This is a genomic window from Mesorhizobium sp. B2-7-1 (assembly GCF_006440735.1).
Taxonomy (GTDB): Bacteria; Pseudomonadota; Alphaproteobacteria; order Rhizobiales; family Rhizobiaceae; genus Mesorhizobium.
The window spans coordinates 34,272-49,879 of the sequence record NZ_VFUA01000028.1; the positions used below are offsets into that span (position 1 = coordinate 34,272).

General features: G+C 66.5%; 19 protein-coding genes. 9 read left to right on the forward strand and 10 right to left on the reverse strand.

Going from position 1 to position 15,608, the window contains the following annotated elements; all coding sequences use genetic code 11:
• Positions 1-58: 58 nt before the first annotated feature.
• A complete protein-coding gene (locus tag FJ471_RS13415; protein ID WP_140803719.1) occupies positions 59-655 on the forward strand; it encodes a L,D-transpeptidase in 597 nt (198 codons plus the stop codon).
• A gap of 130 nt (positions 656-785) precedes the next feature.
• On the opposite strand, the gene FJ471_RS13420 is transcribed toward FJ471_RS13415, so the two are convergent.
• A complete protein-coding gene (locus FJ471_RS13420) occupies positions 786-1,043 on the reverse strand; it encodes a hypothetical protein (protein ID WP_140803721.1) in 258 nt (85 codons plus the stop codon).
• A gap of 130 nt (positions 1,044-1,173) precedes the next feature.
• Here FJ471_RS13420 and gcvA point away from each other — a divergent pair, with 130 nt between their 5' ends.
• On the forward strand, positions 1,174-2,094 hold the full coding sequence (gene gcvA, locus FJ471_RS13425; RefSeq protein ID WP_140803723.1) for a transcriptional regulator GcvA: 921 nt from the start codon (positions 1,174-1,176) through the stop codon (positions 2,092-2,094).
• 10 nt (positions 2,095-2,104) lie between these two features.
• On the opposite strand, the gene FJ471_RS13430 is transcribed toward gcvA, so the two are convergent.
• The 6 genes from FJ471_RS13430 to tsaD all read right to left on the reverse strand — a co-directional run bounded on the left by FJ471_RS13430 (position 2,105) and on the right by tsaD (position 6,156).
• A complete protein-coding gene (locus FJ471_RS13430) occupies positions 2,105-2,530 on the reverse strand; it encodes a DUF1761 domain-containing protein (protein ID WP_140803725.1) in 426 nt (141 codons plus the stop codon).
• A 51-nt stretch (positions 2,531-2,581) separates the two neighbouring features.
• Positions 2,582-3,280 (reverse strand): methyltransferase, encoded by a 699-nt coding sequence (locus FJ471_RS13435; RefSeq protein ID WP_181179372.1) that lies wholly within the window; start codon positions 3,278-3,280, stop codon positions 2,582-2,584.
• Positions 3,235-3,660 (reverse strand): EVE domain-containing protein, encoded by a 426-nt coding sequence (locus tag FJ471_RS13440; protein WP_140803729.1) that lies wholly within the window; start codon positions 3,658-3,660, stop codon positions 3,235-3,237. Before FJ471_RS13440 ends, FJ471_RS13435 begins: the two co-directional genes overlap by 46 nt.
• A 94-nt stretch (positions 3,661-3,754) precedes the next feature.
• On the reverse strand, positions 3,755-4,051 hold the full coding sequence (locus FJ471_RS13445; RefSeq protein ID WP_140803731.1) for a YciI-like protein: 297 nt from the start codon (positions 4,049-4,051) through the stop codon (positions 3,755-3,757).
• Between the two features lie 18 nt (positions 4,052-4,069).
• Entirely contained in the window at positions 4,070-5,074 is a 1,005-nt protein-coding gene (locus FJ471_RS13450; protein WP_140803733.1) for an NAD(P)H-dependent glycerol-3-phosphate dehydrogenase, read from the reverse strand.
• The gene (gene tsaD / locus FJ471_RS13455) at positions 5,071-6,156 is read right to left on the reverse strand and encodes a tRNA (adenosine(37)-N6)-threonylcarbamoyltransferase complex transferase subunit TsaD (RefSeq protein WP_181179378.1); all 1,086 of its coding nucleotides are present in this window, start codon (positions 6,154-6,156) and stop codon (positions 5,071-5,073) included. Before tsaD ends, FJ471_RS13450 begins: the two co-directional genes overlap by 4 nt.
• A 101-nt stretch (positions 6,157-6,257) precedes the next feature.
• On the opposite strand from tsaD, the gene hemC reads away from it, so the two are divergent.
• From hemC to FJ471_RS13485, 6 genes are all read left to right on the forward strand, one after another.
• Entirely contained in the window at positions 6,258-7,181 is a 924-nt protein-coding gene (hemC, locus tag FJ471_RS13460; protein ID WP_140803738.1) for a hydroxymethylbilane synthase, read from the forward strand.
• Position 7,182: 1 nt separating this feature from the next.
• Complete coding sequence (locus FJ471_RS13465) at positions 7,183-7,893, forward strand: uroporphyrinogen-III synthase (protein WP_140803740.1); 711 nt, start codon at positions 7,183-7,185, stop codon at positions 7,891-7,893.
• A gap of 100 nt (positions 7,894-7,993) precedes the next feature.
• Positions 7,994-9,445 (forward strand): COG4223 family protein, encoded by a 1,452-nt coding sequence (locus FJ471_RS13470; protein WP_140803742.1) that lies wholly within the window; start codon positions 7,994-7,996, stop codon positions 9,443-9,445.
• Between the two features lie 10 nt (positions 9,446-9,455).
• Positions 9,456-11,024, forward strand: coding sequence for a heme biosynthesis protein HemY (locus FJ471_RS13475; RefSeq protein WP_140803744.1), 1,569 nt, complete (start codon positions 9,456-9,458; stop codon positions 11,022-11,024).
• A gap of 46 nt (positions 11,025-11,070) precedes the next feature.
• Positions 11,071-11,550, forward strand: a complete 480-nt coding sequence (locus FJ471_RS13480; RefSeq protein ID WP_140803746.1) for a TerB family tellurite resistance protein — start codon at positions 11,071-11,073, stop codon at positions 11,548-11,550.
• A gap of 18 nt (positions 11,551-11,568) precedes the next feature.
• On the forward strand, positions 11,569-12,285 hold the full coding sequence (locus tag FJ471_RS13485) for a glutamine amidotransferase (RefSeq protein WP_140803748.1): 717 nt from the start codon (positions 11,569-11,571) through the stop codon (positions 12,283-12,285).
• 55 nt (positions 12,286-12,340) lie between these two features.
• Here FJ471_RS13485 and FJ471_RS13490 read toward each other — a convergent pair whose 3' ends face one another.
• On the reverse strand, positions 12,341-12,607 hold the full coding sequence (locus FJ471_RS13490; RefSeq protein WP_140803750.1) for a hypothetical protein: 267 nt from the start codon (positions 12,605-12,607) through the stop codon (positions 12,341-12,343).
• A 130-nt stretch (positions 12,608-12,737) separates the two neighbouring features.
• On the opposite strand from FJ471_RS13490, the gene FJ471_RS13495 reads away from it, so the two are divergent.
• Positions 12,738-13,001, forward strand: a complete 264-nt coding sequence (locus FJ471_RS13495) for a hypothetical protein (protein WP_181179380.1) — start codon at positions 12,738-12,740, stop codon at positions 12,999-13,001.
• A 108-nt stretch (positions 13,002-13,109) separates the two neighbouring features.
• Here the strand turns inward: FJ471_RS13495 and FJ471_RS13500 are convergent, their stop codons facing one another.
• Positions 13,110-14,348 carry an MFS transporter gene (locus FJ471_RS13500; protein WP_140803752.1) on the reverse strand — a complete coding sequence of 413 codons (1,239 nt, stop codon included), beginning with the start codon at positions 14,346-14,348 and terminating at the stop codon, positions 13,110-13,112.
• Positions 14,349-14,500: 152 nt separating this feature from the next.
• Positions 14,501-15,601, reverse strand: coding sequence for an aminotransferase class I/II-fold pyridoxal phosphate-dependent enzyme (locus FJ471_RS13505; protein ID WP_140803754.1), 1,101 nt, complete (start codon positions 15,599-15,601; stop codon positions 14,501-14,503).
• Between the last annotated feature and the right edge of the window lie 7 nt (positions 15,602-15,608).

A 15,608-nucleotide genomic window follows, 5' to 3' on the forward strand; every position in this document is an offset into this window, starting at 1 on the left:
TATTCAGTTGACCTCCCCCCATTTATGCGGAAGCTCACCGGCGCAACAGCCGATCACAGTGATTTGTTCCGTGAGACAATCATACAAGAAAAAACGCGCGCGCAATGAGGCGGGCGCATTTTTGCCGAAAGCCTTGCGTGTTTTGGTCGTGCGCGCACGGCCGGGCAACCCCGCGCAGGGGTTCCTGCAGGCCGGCAAAACGGTGTTTGCCTGCGCCCTGGGGCGCGGCGGCATCACCGCCAACAAGCATGAAGGGGACGGCGCGACGCCGCTGGCGTCGATGCGCATCCTGTCAGGCTATTTTCGGGGCGATCATTTCGCGGGCGGGCGCAGGACGAGGCTGCCGATGGCGCCGATCGGTCCGGATCTCGGCTGGTGCGAGGTGCCGGACGACCGCAACTACAATCGGCCGGTGAAGATCCCCTATGGCGCGAGCCATGAGCGGATGAAGCGCGACGACCGGCTCTACGACGTCTGCCTAGTGCTCGACTGGAACATCGCGCCGCGCCGGCGCGGGCGCGGCAGCGCGATCTTCTTCCATCTTTCACGGCCGGGCTTCACCCCGACCCAGGGCTGCGTGGCGGTGACGGCGCGGACCATGGCGAGGCTGCTTCCGTTGCTGTCGGACAGGACGGTGGTGAAGGTGGTGAGGTAGGGGCTATCGATATTCAGGTGAGGCCGACCTGCAAACGATGGCTTCCTGCGCTTCCAGTGCTCACGTACTTCAAGTACGCTCCGCTCCGGTTCTCGGAAGCCATCGTTTTCGACTCGGCCTGACCTGAATCTCAATAGCCCCTCGGCCGCCGCCAACCTGTCCCCAGCAGTCCGATCTCGCGAAGCTCTCGATCCATCGCCTTCGAGATGTTCCCGTGCTCGGCGCCGATGTCGCGCAGCTGGCTGTCGGAGAGGTCTTCGACCGATTCGTGCGGAAGCCGGGCGGCGACGCGGGCCTGGCGCAGCCAATCGCGTGCCGAGCGCAGCCAAAGGGCGAGGCCGGAAGGGGATTCCAGGGGGGTGCAGGACTTCAGGGCGATTTCAGACATGGCTCTGTCCGTGTTCTCCGGATATCAAATCCGGTTTGATGGTGTTTCGATGGAGCCATAATGCCGGATTGAAAAACAAACGAGAAACGAGTAGTTCTTTTCTGATCATCAAGTTTTATTTGGAGATCGCATGTCCAAGCTGCTGCCGGGAACGCGGGCGCTGCGGACGTTCGAAGCGGCCGCCAGGCATCTCAACTTCACCCGCGCCGCCGACGAGCTCGGCCTGACGCCGGCGGCGGTCAGCCATCAGATCAAGGAAATTGAGGACCAGCTCGATCTGGTGCTGTTCACGCGCACCAGCCGCACCATCCGGTTGACCGAGGCAGGCAACGTGCTGCACGACGCGTCGATCGATGCGCTCGACCTTTTGAACCGCGCCGTCAGCCGCGCCCGCAAGATGACGCGCGGGACCTCTTTGCTGAAAGTGACGCTCGACGCCCAGTTCGCGACGAAGTGGCTGATGCGGCGCGTCGACGATTTCCGCCAGCAGAAGCCCGGCATCGAGCTGCGTTTCGATATCACCTACGATGTCAGGGATTTCGACCGGGACGATGTCGATATCGGCATCCGCTTCGGCGCCGGCAAATATCCGGGGCTTTGCGCGCACAGGCTGTTCGAGAACATCATCATCCCGGTGTGCAGCCCGGCGCTGCTGGCGGCGGGTCCGCCGCTGAAGGAACCGCGCGACCTGTTCAACCACACGCTTGCGCATATCGAATGGTCGCGGCAGGGCGTGACCTGGCCGAACTGGAGCATGTGGATGCACGCGGCCGGCGTCGACGATTTCGACGACAGCCGCACGCTGGTCTTCGGTTCGTCGACCGATGCCACCCAGGCGGCGCTCGACGGCAATGCCGTGGCGCTCGCCGACTTCGCCATGGTTGCCAATGATCTTTCGCAAGGGCGCCTAGTGCGGCCCTTCGAGCTCGGCATCAAGGTCGCGCCGGAATTCGCCTATTTCCTGGTCTATCCCGAGGCCGCGAAGGACGACGCGCGCGTCGTCGCCTTCCGCGATTGGCTTACCGAGGAGGCGGCGAAGACGCCTACCTGAGAGGCGCGCCTCAGCCCGCGGGCGCGCCCGGCGCGCCGAACCAGCCGATGACGGCGCCGATGATCAGCATCACGCCCAGCCAATGGCCGGCATCGATCAGCGTCAGGGCCCAGCCGAAGCCTTCATAGCGGTGGTTGACGGTGAGCGTGGTGGCGATGAAGCCGAGCCACAGCACGAAGCCGAACAGCAATCCCGCGATCGGGTTCGGCTCGCCGCCGGTGATCGCGCCCACCACCAGCGTCAGCACGAGCGCCATGATGAGCTCGGCGACGAAGCTGACGACGAAGGGAACGGCAGAGCGCTTCATGGTGGCGGGGTCGAGCCTGGCTGCCTTCAGCCAGGGCTTGCTCAAGCCCATGTACCAAACCGCGCCGAACAACCATGCGACGACGGCGGCGACAATCACCGCCAGCCAGTTCACGACCGAAAAATCCATGCTTTTCCCCTCCAGATCGAGACGCGATGGAACGCTTGTTCGCCCGTCGCGTCAAGCAAGGCGCCAGACGGTCGTGCGCTTGACCTCGGCGTCCTCCAGGACCCGCGTCACCGGAACCTGGTAGACGGCAAGCGATTGCAGTCCGGTCCTGGGGAGGTAGGCGCGGCCCGGATCGCCGACGAGGATCTCGGCGCCGCGCGCCCGCAGGCTGGTGAACCAGGGCAGCAGCCGGTCGGCGAAAGCCTTGTCGTAGAAGACGTCGCCGGCAAGCACGACGTCCCAGCCATCGTCGGAACCGACGCAATCCGTGCCTCGGAATTGCGCCTCCACGGCGTTGGCTTCGAGGTTGATGGCGATTGCCGTTTCGCAGAACGGGTCGATATCGGCCGCGACCACCCGCGCAGCACCAGCTTTCATCGCCGCTATCGCGACGAGGCCAGAACCGGAGGCGAAGTCGAGCACGCGCCTGCCGCGCACGGTCCCGGGATTGTCGAGCACATAGCGGGCGAGACCCTGGCCGCCGGCCCAGGCAAAGGCCCAGAAAGGCGGCGGCAGGCCGATCTCGGCCAGTTCTTCCTCGGTGCGCAGCCATAGGTCATGCGCCTCGTCGGCGAGGTGCAGAAGCACTTCCGGCACATGCGCCGGCGCCATCAGCGCCGTGTTGTCGAGAATGAACTTTTTCGTGCTTTTCGGCGCGAGCTTCGTCACGGTGCCGGGTTGAGCTCGGCCATGCGGCAGACCTCTTTCCATTCGGCCGGCGTCACCGGCTGCACGGAAAGCCGGCCAAGCCGCACCAGCGCCATCTCGGCGAGCTTGGGATTGGCCTTGACCTGTTCCAGCGTCACCGGCTTGGGCACTTCCTTGAAGGCCCGGATGTCGACGCATTCCCAGCGCGGATCGTCGGTGGTGCTGTCGGGATGCGCCAGCGCGCAGACCTCGGCGATGCCGACGATGTTGAGCCCCTCGTTGGAATGATAGAAGAAGCCGAGATCGCCGATCTGCATCGCCTTCATGTTGTTGCGGGCGGCGTAGTTGCGCACGCCGTCCCATTGCGTGCCGGCTTTGCCTTTGGCCTTCAGCGCCTCGAAGGAAAAGACCGAGGGTTCGGACTTGAACAGCCAGTAATTCATATCGTTTGTCCCGTTGCCATTGTCGGCGCGCCGTGCACGGCGTTGCCGCCTATGCTTACTCTCTCGCCGGCGCCGCGGCGAGGGCGGCGAAGGATCACGCGCCGGCGGGCTTCTGGAACACCCAGTTCCACGGACGGATCTGGACGCTCTCGAACAGGCCGGCCCTGGCGTAGGGGTCGGCGGCGGCCAGGGACTGGGCGCCAGCCATGTCCGGCGCCTCGATCATCACCAGGCTGCCGTCCGGCTTGCCATCGGCGTCGAGGAAGGGGCCGGCAAAGGCAAGCCTGCCTTCGCTGATCAGGCCTTCCAGGAACGCCGCATGCGCCGGCCGCGTGTCGACGCGCAGCTGCAGGCTGCCGGGCTTGTCCTTGCAAATCAACGCAAACAGCATCTTTCAAACTCCGATGGTTCAGATGTCGGTTTCGGTCTTGAGCGGGCGTGTCATCAGCGCGGTCACGGCCTGGCCGATGGTCACCTTGCCGTCGAGGATGGCGGCGACGGCCGAGATGATCGGCGCCTCGATCTGGCGCTCGGCGGCGATGCGGGCGGCAATGCTGGCCGTCGGCACGCCTTCGGCCAGCGGCAGGCCGGCAAGCGGCTTGCCTTGGCCGAGCGCCAGGCCATAGGCGAAGTTGCGCGACTGCGCGGAAGAACAAGTGAGCAGCAGGTCGCCGAGGCCGGAAAGCCCCATCAGCGTCTCCGGCCTGGCGCCGAAGGCGGCGCCGATGCGGCGCAATTCGACGAAGCCGCGCGTCACCATGGCGGCCTGGGCGCTGGCGCCAAGGCCCGCGCCGGTGACGGCGCCGGCGGCGATGGCGAAGACGTTCTTCAGCGCGCCGCCGATCTCGACGCCGATCAGGTCGTCGCTGGAATAGCAACGCAGGTTTTCCGCCGAAAAGCGCGCGGCGAGCTCCGCCGCCAGATCGCCGTCGCGAGCGGCGACCACGACGGCCGTCGGCAGGCCGCGCGCGACGTCGCTGGCGAAGCTCGGACCGGACAGTGCTGCCACCGGATTGTCCGGCAGGCTTTCCGTTACGATCGCCGAGAGCAGCGCGCCGGTCTCGCGCTCGATGCCCTTGGCGCAGAGCACCAGCGGCGCTCCCCGGGGCACATGGTTGCGTGCAGCGGCCAGAACGGCGCGCAGCGACTGCGCCGGGGTCACGGCGAGCACGCAGTCGGCGCCGTCGAGCGCGGCGGCCATATCGCTGGTGGCCGCGATGCCGGGCGCGATTTGGATGCCGGGCAGATAACGCGGGTTCTCGCCGCGGGCGACGGCAGCGACGGTCTCAGTGTCGCGCGCATAGAGCCGGACATCATGGCCGGCGCGCAGCATGGCCAGCGCCAGCGCCGTGCCCCAGGCGCCGCCGCCCAGTACCGCGACGCGCCAGCTGCTGATGGATCGCTTGGACGTCATGCCTTGGCACCGCGCCGGCCCGAGCCGACGAGTGGTGCCGAAACACTGTCGAGCGGCCAGCGCGAGCGCGGCACGAAATCGGCGGTGTTCTCGTCGGCGATGCCCGCGCGCAGCCGTTCGATGCCGGCCCAGGCGATCATCGCGGCATTGTCGGTGCAGAGTTTTTGCGGCGGCGCGACGAAGGCGAAGCCGGCTTGCGAACAAAGCGCTTCAAGCGTCGCCTTGATGGTGCGGTTGGCGGCGACGCCGCCGGCAACGACCAGCGCCGGCTTTGCCTGGCGAGGGAATTCCCGGCGGAAGCGGGCAAGCGCGCGGCCGACACGATCGCCCAGCGCGTCGGCCACCGCCGCCTGGAAAGAGGCGCAGATGTCGGCGACGTCCTGGTCGCTCAGCGGCGCGATCGCGGTTGCCGCCTGGCGCACCGCGGTCTTGAGGCCCGAGAACGAAAAATCCGGCGGCGCCGAGCCCTTCATCGGGCGCGGGAAGGCGAAGCGGCGCGGGTCGCCACTGGCCGCGGCCTTCTCGACATTCGGGCCGCCGGGATAGGGCAGGCCGAGCATCTTGGCCGTCTTGTCGAAGGCTTCGCCCAGCGCATCGTCGATGGTGGTCGCCCAGCGCTGGTAGTCGCCGACGCTGCGCACCGCGACGATCTGGGTGTGGCCGCCGGAGACGAGCAACAAAAGATAGGGGAAGTCGAGACCGTCGGTCAGCCGCGCCGTCAGCGCGTGGCCTTCCAGGTGGTTGATGGCGATCAGCGGCTTGTTGGCGGCAGCGGCGATCGCCTTGGCCGTCATCAACCCGACGATCAGCCCACCGACAAGGCCTGGCCCCGCCGTCGCGGCGATCGCGTCGACCTCGTCGAGCGACACCTTGGAATCTTCAAGTGCCGCCTCGACAATCCCGTCGAGAGCCTCGACATGGGCGCGCGCCGCGATCTCGGGCACGACGCCGCCGAAGGCCGCGTGTTCCTCGATCTGGCTCAGCACCACGTTGGACAGGATTTCGGGCGCGGAAACGCCGTCCAGCGCCACCACGCTGGCCGCCGTCTCGTCGCAGCTCGTCTCAATGCCCAGAACGCGGATCAATTCGTCGCTAGCCTCAAAGATTGTGTCACCGACCATTCCCAATTAGGAAAAGGCCCGGCAGACCTCAAGCTGCCGGGGGTTATCACGGACCGCGCGCCATGCAAACTTTGAAAATCGGAACACGCGGCAGCCCGCTGGCACTGGCCCAGGCGCATGAGACGCGGGCGCGGCTGATGCAGGCGCATGGGCTGCCCGAGCAGGCATTCGAAGTGATGCCGATCTCGACCAGCGGCGACCGCATCCAGGACCGGCCGCTGTCGGAAGCCGGCGGCAAGGGCCTGTTCACCAAGGAAATCGAGGAAGCGCTGCTCGACGGCCGCATCGACATCGCCGTGCATTCCTCGAAGGACATGCCGACGGTGCTGCCCGATGGACTGGAGCTTATCACTTTCCTGCCGCGCGAGGACGCGCGCGACGCCTTCATCGGCAAGACAGTGAAACGGATCGCCGACCTGCCGCATGGCGCCACGGTAGGGTCGTCGTCGCTGCGGCGCCAGGCGCTGCTTCGCCGCATGCGGCCGGATTTCGAGGTGGTGATGTTCCGCGGCAATGTGCAGACGAGGCTGCGCAAGCTCGATGAAGGCGTCGCCGAAGGCACGATCCTCGCCTATGCCGGCTTGAAGCGGCTCGGGCTCGAACATGTCGTCACCGACCTGATGTCGCTGAAGGATTTCCCGCCGGCGCCGGGACAAGGCGCGATCGGCATCGAAACGCGCATCGGCGACCGCGAGGTCGAGAGAATGCTGGCGGCGATCCATCACGTGCCGACCGGCCAGGCCCTGGCCTGCGAGCGCGCCTTCCTCGCCGCGCTCGACGGCTCGTGCCGCACGCCGATCGCCGGCCATGCGACGGTCTCGGGCGAGAAACTTGATTTCACCGGGCTGATCATCTCGCCCGACGGCACGGAATCGCATGAGGTTCGGCTGGACGGCGAGGCCGCGGACGCCGCTGAGATCGGCCTGGACGCCGCGCGGACGGTTCGCGCCAGGGCCGGTGCTAAATTCTTCGACGGCTGGGCCTGACATGGTCCGCGTCCTGGTGACGAGGCCGGAGCCCGGCGCGTCGCGCACGGCACGACGCCTCGAAGCCCTGGGATTCCAGCCGATCCTGCTGCCATTGACCGAGACGAGCGCATTGCCGGTCGAGGCGACTGTCGGCGATGCGGTCGCGGTCGCCGTCACCAGCGCCAATGCGGTGCGGCATGCGCCCGGGGCGCTGATTGCGGCGCTTGCGCGCCTGCCTTGCCACGCGGTTGGCAAAAGGACGGCCGAGGCCTGCCGCGCGGCGGGATTTTTATCCGTCGCGGAAGGTCCGGGCGATGCCGAAGCGCTGGCCGACGGCATCGCCAACGGCCTTGCCGGCAAGGCGATCGTCTATCTGTGCGGCCACGTGCGCTTTCCGCTGTTCGAGCGCCGGCTGGCGGCGGCCGGCGTGCATGTCCAGGCGATCGAGACCTACGACACAACAGCGATCGACCATGGCGATGCCGATGTAGTCGCCCGGTTGTCGGGCCGGCCGGTCGACGCCGCGCTGCTTTATTCGGCCAAGGCAAGTGCGGCGCTGGTCAGCCTGATCGCGCGGCCTGCCCTACGGCAGCTCTTTGAAAAGACAGAATTCCTGGCACTTTCGGCGCGTGTCGCCGAACCGCTGCAGGGGATCGCCCGTCAAACGATCCGCATCGCGTCGAAACCCGAGGAAGATGCGTTGCTGGCGCTTTTGTCGCAAACGCGCTGAGCCGCGTCATCACACCGCCCCTTTTCACCGCTTGGTGATGTGCTAGAGCATCCCCTGGACCCTTTGAACCATCCTCAAGCCAGTTCGCGGAGCCCAAAGCATGGTCAAGACGCCGAAGATGCGACACTCGAAGACACGGCGCGAGCCGGTGACCATCGAACTCGAGCCCGGCGCCGTCTCGCGAATCACCGACGAGGATGCCGCCAAGGCCGATGCCGCGCAGACCGACGAGGCGAAGGCGGAAGAGGCCGTCGCCGCTTCGCAGCCCGAGGCGCCAGAGGAACCGATCCACGCCGAGCAGGCCGATATCGAGCCGTGGGAGCATAGCGATGCAGCTCAAGCAGCGGCCGACAAGCCCGAGGCCGGCAATGACGAGTCGGAAAAGCCATATCCCGGCGGTTCCGACGCACCGAAGAGCCAGCCCAGGGGCTTCGAGTACAATTTCGAGGACGCATCCGCCGCCGGCGCCGCGGCATCGAAAGCAAACGAGACACGGAGCGAGGATCGCGTATTGCAGCCGTCGCGCAAAACCGGCGTCAACGCCATCGCCGCGGGCGTCATCGGCGGCGTGATCGCGCTTGCCGGCGCCGGCCTGCTGCAGGCAGTCGGCCTGCTTGGCGCGCCGGGGTCGGGCGGCGGATCGCTCGACGGCGTCACTGGCGAGATCGCGTCGCTGAAAAGCGAGATGGCGGCGCTGAAGGAAAGCGGCGACACCGGAGCCACCGCCAAGGTCGACGGTCTTTCGTCGGCGCTCGAGCAGGTCAAGGCCGATGTGGCGGCGCTGAAATCCACCGCAGGACAGAGCGGCGACGGCGCCGCGCTCAAGGCGCTCGGCGACAAGGTCGGCCAGGTCGAGACGGCTGTGGCCGACCTGCGGAAGAACGGCAATGCGGCGCCTGTCGATCTCGGGCCGCTCAACGAGAAGATCGCCGGGCTCGACGCTCAGGTGAAATCGTCCGGCGACGCGGCCAAAGCCGAGGACGGCCGGGTCGCGGCGCTGGAGCAGTCCGTGTCGCAGCTTTCCGGCAAGGTCGAGGCGCAGGCCTCGCAGCCGAAGATCGCTTTGGCCATTGCCGCCTCGGCGCTGAAGTCGGCGCTCGACCGCGGCGCGCCTTTTGCGACCGAGCTCGACACGTTCGCGGCGATCGCGCCGGACGCGCCGGAGCTCGCGACGCTGCGCTCCTATGCCGACAAGGGCGTGCCGACCCGCGCCACCATCGCGTCGGAGGCCGATGCCGCCGCCAACGCCATGGTCGAGGCGGCCAAGCCGGCCGACCAGAATGCCGGCTTTTTCCAGAGCCTGGTGTCGAGCGCGGAATCGCTGGTCAAGGTGCGGCCGGTCGGCGCCATCGAAGGCAAGGGCGCGCCGGAAACCGTCGCCCGCATGGAAGTGGCGGTCACCCAGGGCGACTACGCCAAGGCGCTCGGCGAATACGACACGCTGCCCGATGCCGCGAAGGCCGCCGGCGCCGACTTTGCCGGCAAACTGAAGGCGCGGCTCGACGTCGAAAAGCAGCTCGAAGCGCTGATTGCCGGCGCGACGAAGGCGTGAGGACCAACAGATGATCCGCCTCCTCGTCTTCCTCGCCGTCGTCTTCGCGCTCGGGCTAGGCTTTGCCTGGCTGGCCGATCGTCCGGGCGAGATGCTCGTCACCTTCAACGGCTACCAGTACCAGGTCACGCTGATGGTGGCGGCGGTGGCGATCGTTGCCGTGGTCGCCGCCGTGATGATCGTCTGGTGGCTGGTGAAGTCGCTGTGGAACAGCCCCTACACGATCTCGCGCTATTTCCGGGTGCGCCGCCGCGACCGCGGCTACCAGGCGCTGTCGACCGGTATGATCGCCGCCGGCGCCGGCGACGGCGCGCTGGCGCGCAAGAAGACCAAGGAGGCCGCGAAGCTGATCAGCTCCGACCAAGAGCCGCTGGTCAACCTGCTCGACGCCCAGGCCTCGCTGCTCGAAGGCGACCATGAGGGCGCGCGCGAGAAATTCGAGCGCATGCTCGACGATCCCGAGATGCGGCTGCTCGGCCTGCGTGGGCTCTATCTGGAGGCCGAGCGGCTCGGCGACCGCAATGCCGCGCGCCACTATGCTGGCCGCGCCGCTGCGGTGGCGCCGCAGCTTGCCTGGGCGGCGGAATCGACGCTCGAGGAGCTCACCGAACGCGGCGACTGGGACGGCGCGCTGAAGCTGGTCGAGGCGCAGAAATCGACACGGCAGATCGAGCGCGACGCCGCCAACCGCCGCAGGGCCGTGCTGCTGACCGCCAAGGCGCAGGCGCTGGTCGACAGCGATCCGAACGCGGCCCGCACAGCGGCGCTCGAAGCCAACAAGCTGGCGCCCGATTTCGCGCCGGCCGCGGTGATCGCCGCCGATCTGGTTATCCGGCAAAACGACGTGCGCAAGGGCTCCAAGATCCTGGAGGCCGCCTGGAAGGCCGAGCCGCATCCCGACATCGCCGAGCTCTACACCCATGCCAGGCCGGGCGACGCCGTGCTCGACCGCCTCAACCGGGCAAAGAAGCTGCAGGAATTGAAGAAGAACCACGCCGAGTCGGCGATGGCCGTGGCGCGCGCGGCGCTCGACGCGCAGGATTACGCGACGGCCCGGTGCGAGGCGGAGTCCGCGATCCGCATGGATCGTCGCGAGGGCGCCTATCTTCTGCTCGCCGATATCGAGGAAGCCGAGACCGGCGACCAGGGCAAGGTGCGGCAGCTGCTGTCGAAGGCCGTGCGCGCGCCGCGCGATCCCGCCTGGGTGGCGGACGGCGTCATCTCCGAGCGCTGGGCGCCGGTGTCGCCGGTCACCGGCAAGCTCGACGCCTTCACCTGGCGCGCGCCGATGGAGCGGCTCGGCCAGTTGATCGACAGCGAGACCGATATCCCGGTGCCGGCGATCGCAGCCGCGCCCGCCGCCGCACCGGCCGAAAAGGCGATAGACATTGTTGCCGATGCGGCGGCCGAGAAGCCGGTGCCGACGAACGGCGGCGAGAAGGACAAGGCGGTGGCCGAGACCGTCGATGAGGCGGGAACCATCGGCCAAGGTTCGGAGTTGCCGCATCTCCCGGACGATCCGGGTGTCGCGCCGGACGAGGCTGCGGAAAAATCGCCGCGCCGGTTTCGTTTGTTCTAAGGCTGTGATCTGAGGCCGGGTTTTGGTGGGCAGGGAAAAAACATCGATGTTCGAGCGCGTATTGTCCTTCCTGAGGGATCTGCCGGCCGGTGGCGAGGCCAGGCCGAGCGCCGATGATCCGCGCGTCGCGGCTTCCGCGCTGCTCTATCATGTGATGAACGCCGACGGCGTGCGCCAGGACGTCGAATGGGAACGGTTCAAGCAGATCCTGGCCGAGACCTATTCGGTGAGCGGCGCGGAGCTCGATGCGCTGGCCGCGGCCGGCGAGCGTGCCGACAACGAGGCGATCGACCTCTATGCCTTCACCAGCGTCTTGAAGCGCGATCTCGACGCCGAGGCGCGCAAGGCCTTCATCGGCCTGATGTGGGAAATCGTCTATGCCGACGGCGAGCTGCACGAGCTCGAGGACAACACCGTCTGGCGGGTCGCCGAGCTGATCGGCGTCGAGCGCCACGATCGCATCGAGGCGCGCCGCAAGGCGGCGGCCGAGGCGCCCGGCGCGCGGGGCAAGTCGAGCGACGAATAACAGGACCCTTCGCCTTCCATGCCATCCAGACCAAGGCCGAGACCCAAAATCCTGATCGTGCTGCATCAGGAGAATTCGAGCTCCGGTCGCGTCGGCCATATGCTGCTGGAAGAAGGCTTCGATCTCGACATCCGCCGGCCGCCGCTCGGCGACGAATTGCCCTGCACGCTCAACGACCATGCCGGCGCGGTGGTGTTCGGCGGGCCGATGAGCGCCAATGACGAGGACGAGTTCGTCCGCCGCGAGACCGACTGGCTGGAAATCCCGCTCAAGGAAAACCGGCCGTTTCTCGGCATCTGCCTCGGTGCCCAAATGCTGGCCAACCATCTCGGCGGCAAGGTCGAGGGCCATGGCGAGGGGTTGGTCGAGATCGGCTGGTACCCGCTGAAGCCGACCGACGCCGGCAAGAAGCTGCTGCACTGGCCGGAGATGGTCTACCAGTTCCACCGCGAGGGTTTTTCGCTGCCGAAGGAAGCGACGCTGCTGGCAACGGCGGAAACCTATCCCAACCAGGCTTTCCGCTATGGCGACAACGCCTGGGGCATCCAGTTCCATGGCGAGCTGACGCGGGCGATGATGCAGCGCTGGGTGGTGCGCGGCGCGCATCGCTTCGAATTGCCCGGCGCGCAGCCCGGCCGCGACCATCTCGGCGGCCGGCTGATCTGGGACATGCACCTCAAGCGCTGGCTGGGCGAGTTTCTGGGGCTGATTTTTGGCAGGCCGGCGGTGGGGTAGGGAAAACCGAATTTGCTTCGAACGGCTGTGCCCGATTCAAAAATTGCCTACGCCTTCAAGGATTTTGCTCGCTAGTAAGCTCCTGTATTTTCTCAAGGAGATTTTTGACGAGCAGCCGGTACGCGCGCGTGAGTTCGTCCGGCGACAATTCTACTCTGATGTCGTACTTGCCGGAATAGTTTACCTGCAGGTCGACTGTTCCGAACAGCGTCGTTGCGCCATCGCGAATGTCTGTCACCACGATCATGTTCGCCAATGGCTGATCCAGCAGAATGACGCCTGGTTCTCCGGGATGATTGTGCGTCGTCGTGCGTATTTTCACAACGTAACCCTCCTATCAGGTGAGAGCCCGCCTCTCCTCATCGGCATCGCGCCCTGTCCAAAATAGAAGCCGTCCCCTCAAAACGCGAGGAACAAAAATGGATGGTATCGGCGCGACCACCATCTGTGTTATGCGCCGCCCAACCAACCGAAGGACGACAGCTGTGAACGAACCGACCTTGGCCGAGGCGACCGAGAATATCTATGCCTCACTCCGAGCCGACAATGCCGATATCGATGCGCATATCGCGACGCTCAAGGCGGCGCTGGCACGGGAGGGGAAAAAGCAGGCGGTGTTCGATCCGGCCAAGCTGGTGCAGAAAAACCGTGCCGGCCGCAAGTTGATGCAAGCCTATTTTCGGCAGCGCGGCGTCAGCGTGAGCTTTTCGGAATAGATCTGCTCCCGACCTGAGCTTCCGCATCGGTGCCCTCGCAGCCTAGCCACAAGCCCCATACCCCTAACGGCGGGCCGGTGAGTGCCGTCGACCTGATCTGGAACTCGATCAATTGCGGCTGTTGAGATGCCGCACCTGCCGCAGCGCCGGGAACAGATAGGCCCACAGGCCGGCGACCGCTACGGCGCCGATGCCGCCGATCACCACGGCGGGAACCGTGCCGATCAGCGCCGCCATGGTGCCGGCGCGGAATTCGCCGACCTCGTTGGAGGCACCGACGAAGACCTGGTTGACGGCGTTGACGCGGCCGCGCACCTCGTCCGGGGTCCAAAGCTGGATCAGCGTCTCGCGGATATAGACGCTGAACATGTCGGTGGCGCCGAGCAGGGCAAGTGCCACGATCGACAGCCAGGTGATGGTCGAGACGCCGAACAGCACCGTGACGGCGCCGAACAGCGCGACGAAGCCCAGCATGATCTTGCCGGCATGATCGCGGATCGGATGGCCGGCAAGCCAGACGGCGACGCAGATGGCGCCGATGCCCGGGGCCGAGCGCAACAGGCCAAGACCCCAGGGGCCGAGATCCAATATGTCGCGCGCATAGACCGGAAGCAGCGCCGAGGCGCCCGACAGGAGCACGGCGAAGAGGTCGAGCGAGATCGCGCCGAGCACGATCTTCTCGCCCCAGATATAGCCGAAGCCGGCAAACAGCGTCTGCATGGTCGGCTTGTCGGTGGCCGTCTGCTGGGCGGGCTTCGGGATGGTGAAGATGAGCACAGCGGCGGCGAGCATCAATATGGCGGCGGTCGCGTAGGCGATTTCGGCCGAAACGCCGTAGAGCAGGCCGCCGGCGACGGGGCCGACGATGGTCGCGGTCTGCCAGGCCGACGAGTTCCAGGCGATCGCGTTGGCGAAATCCTCCTGCGGCACCAGATTGGCGAACAGCGAGGACGAGGCCGGGCCGTAGAAGGCCCGCGCAATGCCGAACGCCACCAGCACCATGAAGATCGGCAGGGGGCTGGTCAGGCCGCGCAGTGTCAGAAGCAGCAGACCCAGCGCGCAGCCGGCCTCGACCAGGGTCGCCAGCGTCATGATCAGCCGGCGGCCGAAGCGGTCGGCGACGACGCCGGTGACAAGCACCAGAAGCAGCGAAGGCAGGAACTGGACGATGCCGACAATGCCGAGGTCGAACGGATCGCGGGTCAGGTCATAGACCTGCCAGCCGACGGCGACCGAAACGATCATGGTCGCGAAGGTCGTGAGGAAACGCGCCGTCCAATAGCTGAGGAACGGGCGGTGCCGGAACGCGGCGTAGCGCTGGTCGGGTGACGTTGTTTCGACGGTCATGATCTGAGGCCCCGTTGCGACGATGGCCGGCGGGGCACTTCCACGGTGGGCGCTGGTCCGGCCGCAACCCTTTAGCCCAGTTCGTTTCGCCATGCGCGCAAAAAATCCGCGCCGGATCAAAGAAAATCGAAATTTTCTCCCCGAATGGCGGCTCAGCCTCTCAACGCGGCGGAGATGGCGTGAAGCCCGCCGCGCAGCTCCGCTTCCGTCGGCCAGCCGAAGCCAAGGCGGAAGAAGCGTTTCGGCATCTCGAACCAGTGGCCGGGACCGACATAGGTACCGTGCTCCTCCAGCAGCCTGCTGTAGAACGTGTCGAGGTCGAAGCCGGCATCGACGTTGAGCCGCGGGAAGCCGACGACGCCGCCTTGCGGCCGCACCCAGTCGACAAGAGGCTCGCCGTCGATCCAGGCCTGGACGATGTCGCGGCGCCTGGCCATTTCGGGGAGCAGCGAGGCCAGAAAGCCGTCACGGCGTTCGAGCGTGGTGCGGGCGATCGCTTCGTCGATGACGCTGCCGCAGATGCCGATCTGCTCCTTGGCGGCGAGGAAGGTTTCCTGCAGCTCCGGATCGCGGGTTACCAGCCAGCCGATGCGGATGCCCGGAATGCCGAAGGCCTTGGACAACGAGCAGACGCTGATGGCGGCGGGACTGAGCGAGGCCGCGGCGGGCAGGCGTTCGCTGTAGGAGAGGTCGCGATAGGTCTCGTCGACCAGCAGCCGGCATTTGCGATGTTCGGCGAGCGCAATCAGCGCGTCGAGATCGGCGCGTGTCATCATCGTGCCGGTCGGGTTGTGCGGGCAGGTGACGCTGATCAGTTTGGTGCTCGGCCGCAGCTCTGTCTTGACGCGTTCGATGTCGACGGCAAAGCCCCGGTCGAAATCGAGGTCGACATAGGAGATGGCGCAGCCGATCGCTTTCGGCGTCTCGATGTTGGTGGCGTAGTTCGGCCGCACGACCACGAGATGGTCATTGGGCGACAGCAGCGACGTGGCGATAATGAACAGCGCGCCGGCCGCGCCGGCGGTCACCAGCACATCGTCGGGAGAAACGCCCTTGTCCTGCCCGGCGATCAGCGCCCGCAAGTCCTTGTCGCCGCGATGCTCGCCATAGAACAAGGTGAGGTCGGACAGCGCGAGGCCGATGTCGGAGAGTTTCTGGTCGGCGATCGAGCTTTCGGAAAGATTGTAGCGGATGCGGTCGTAGCCGTATTCCTCCGGCGCTTCCTTCTCGATCACCATCCTGGCGTAGTTCATGGCTGGC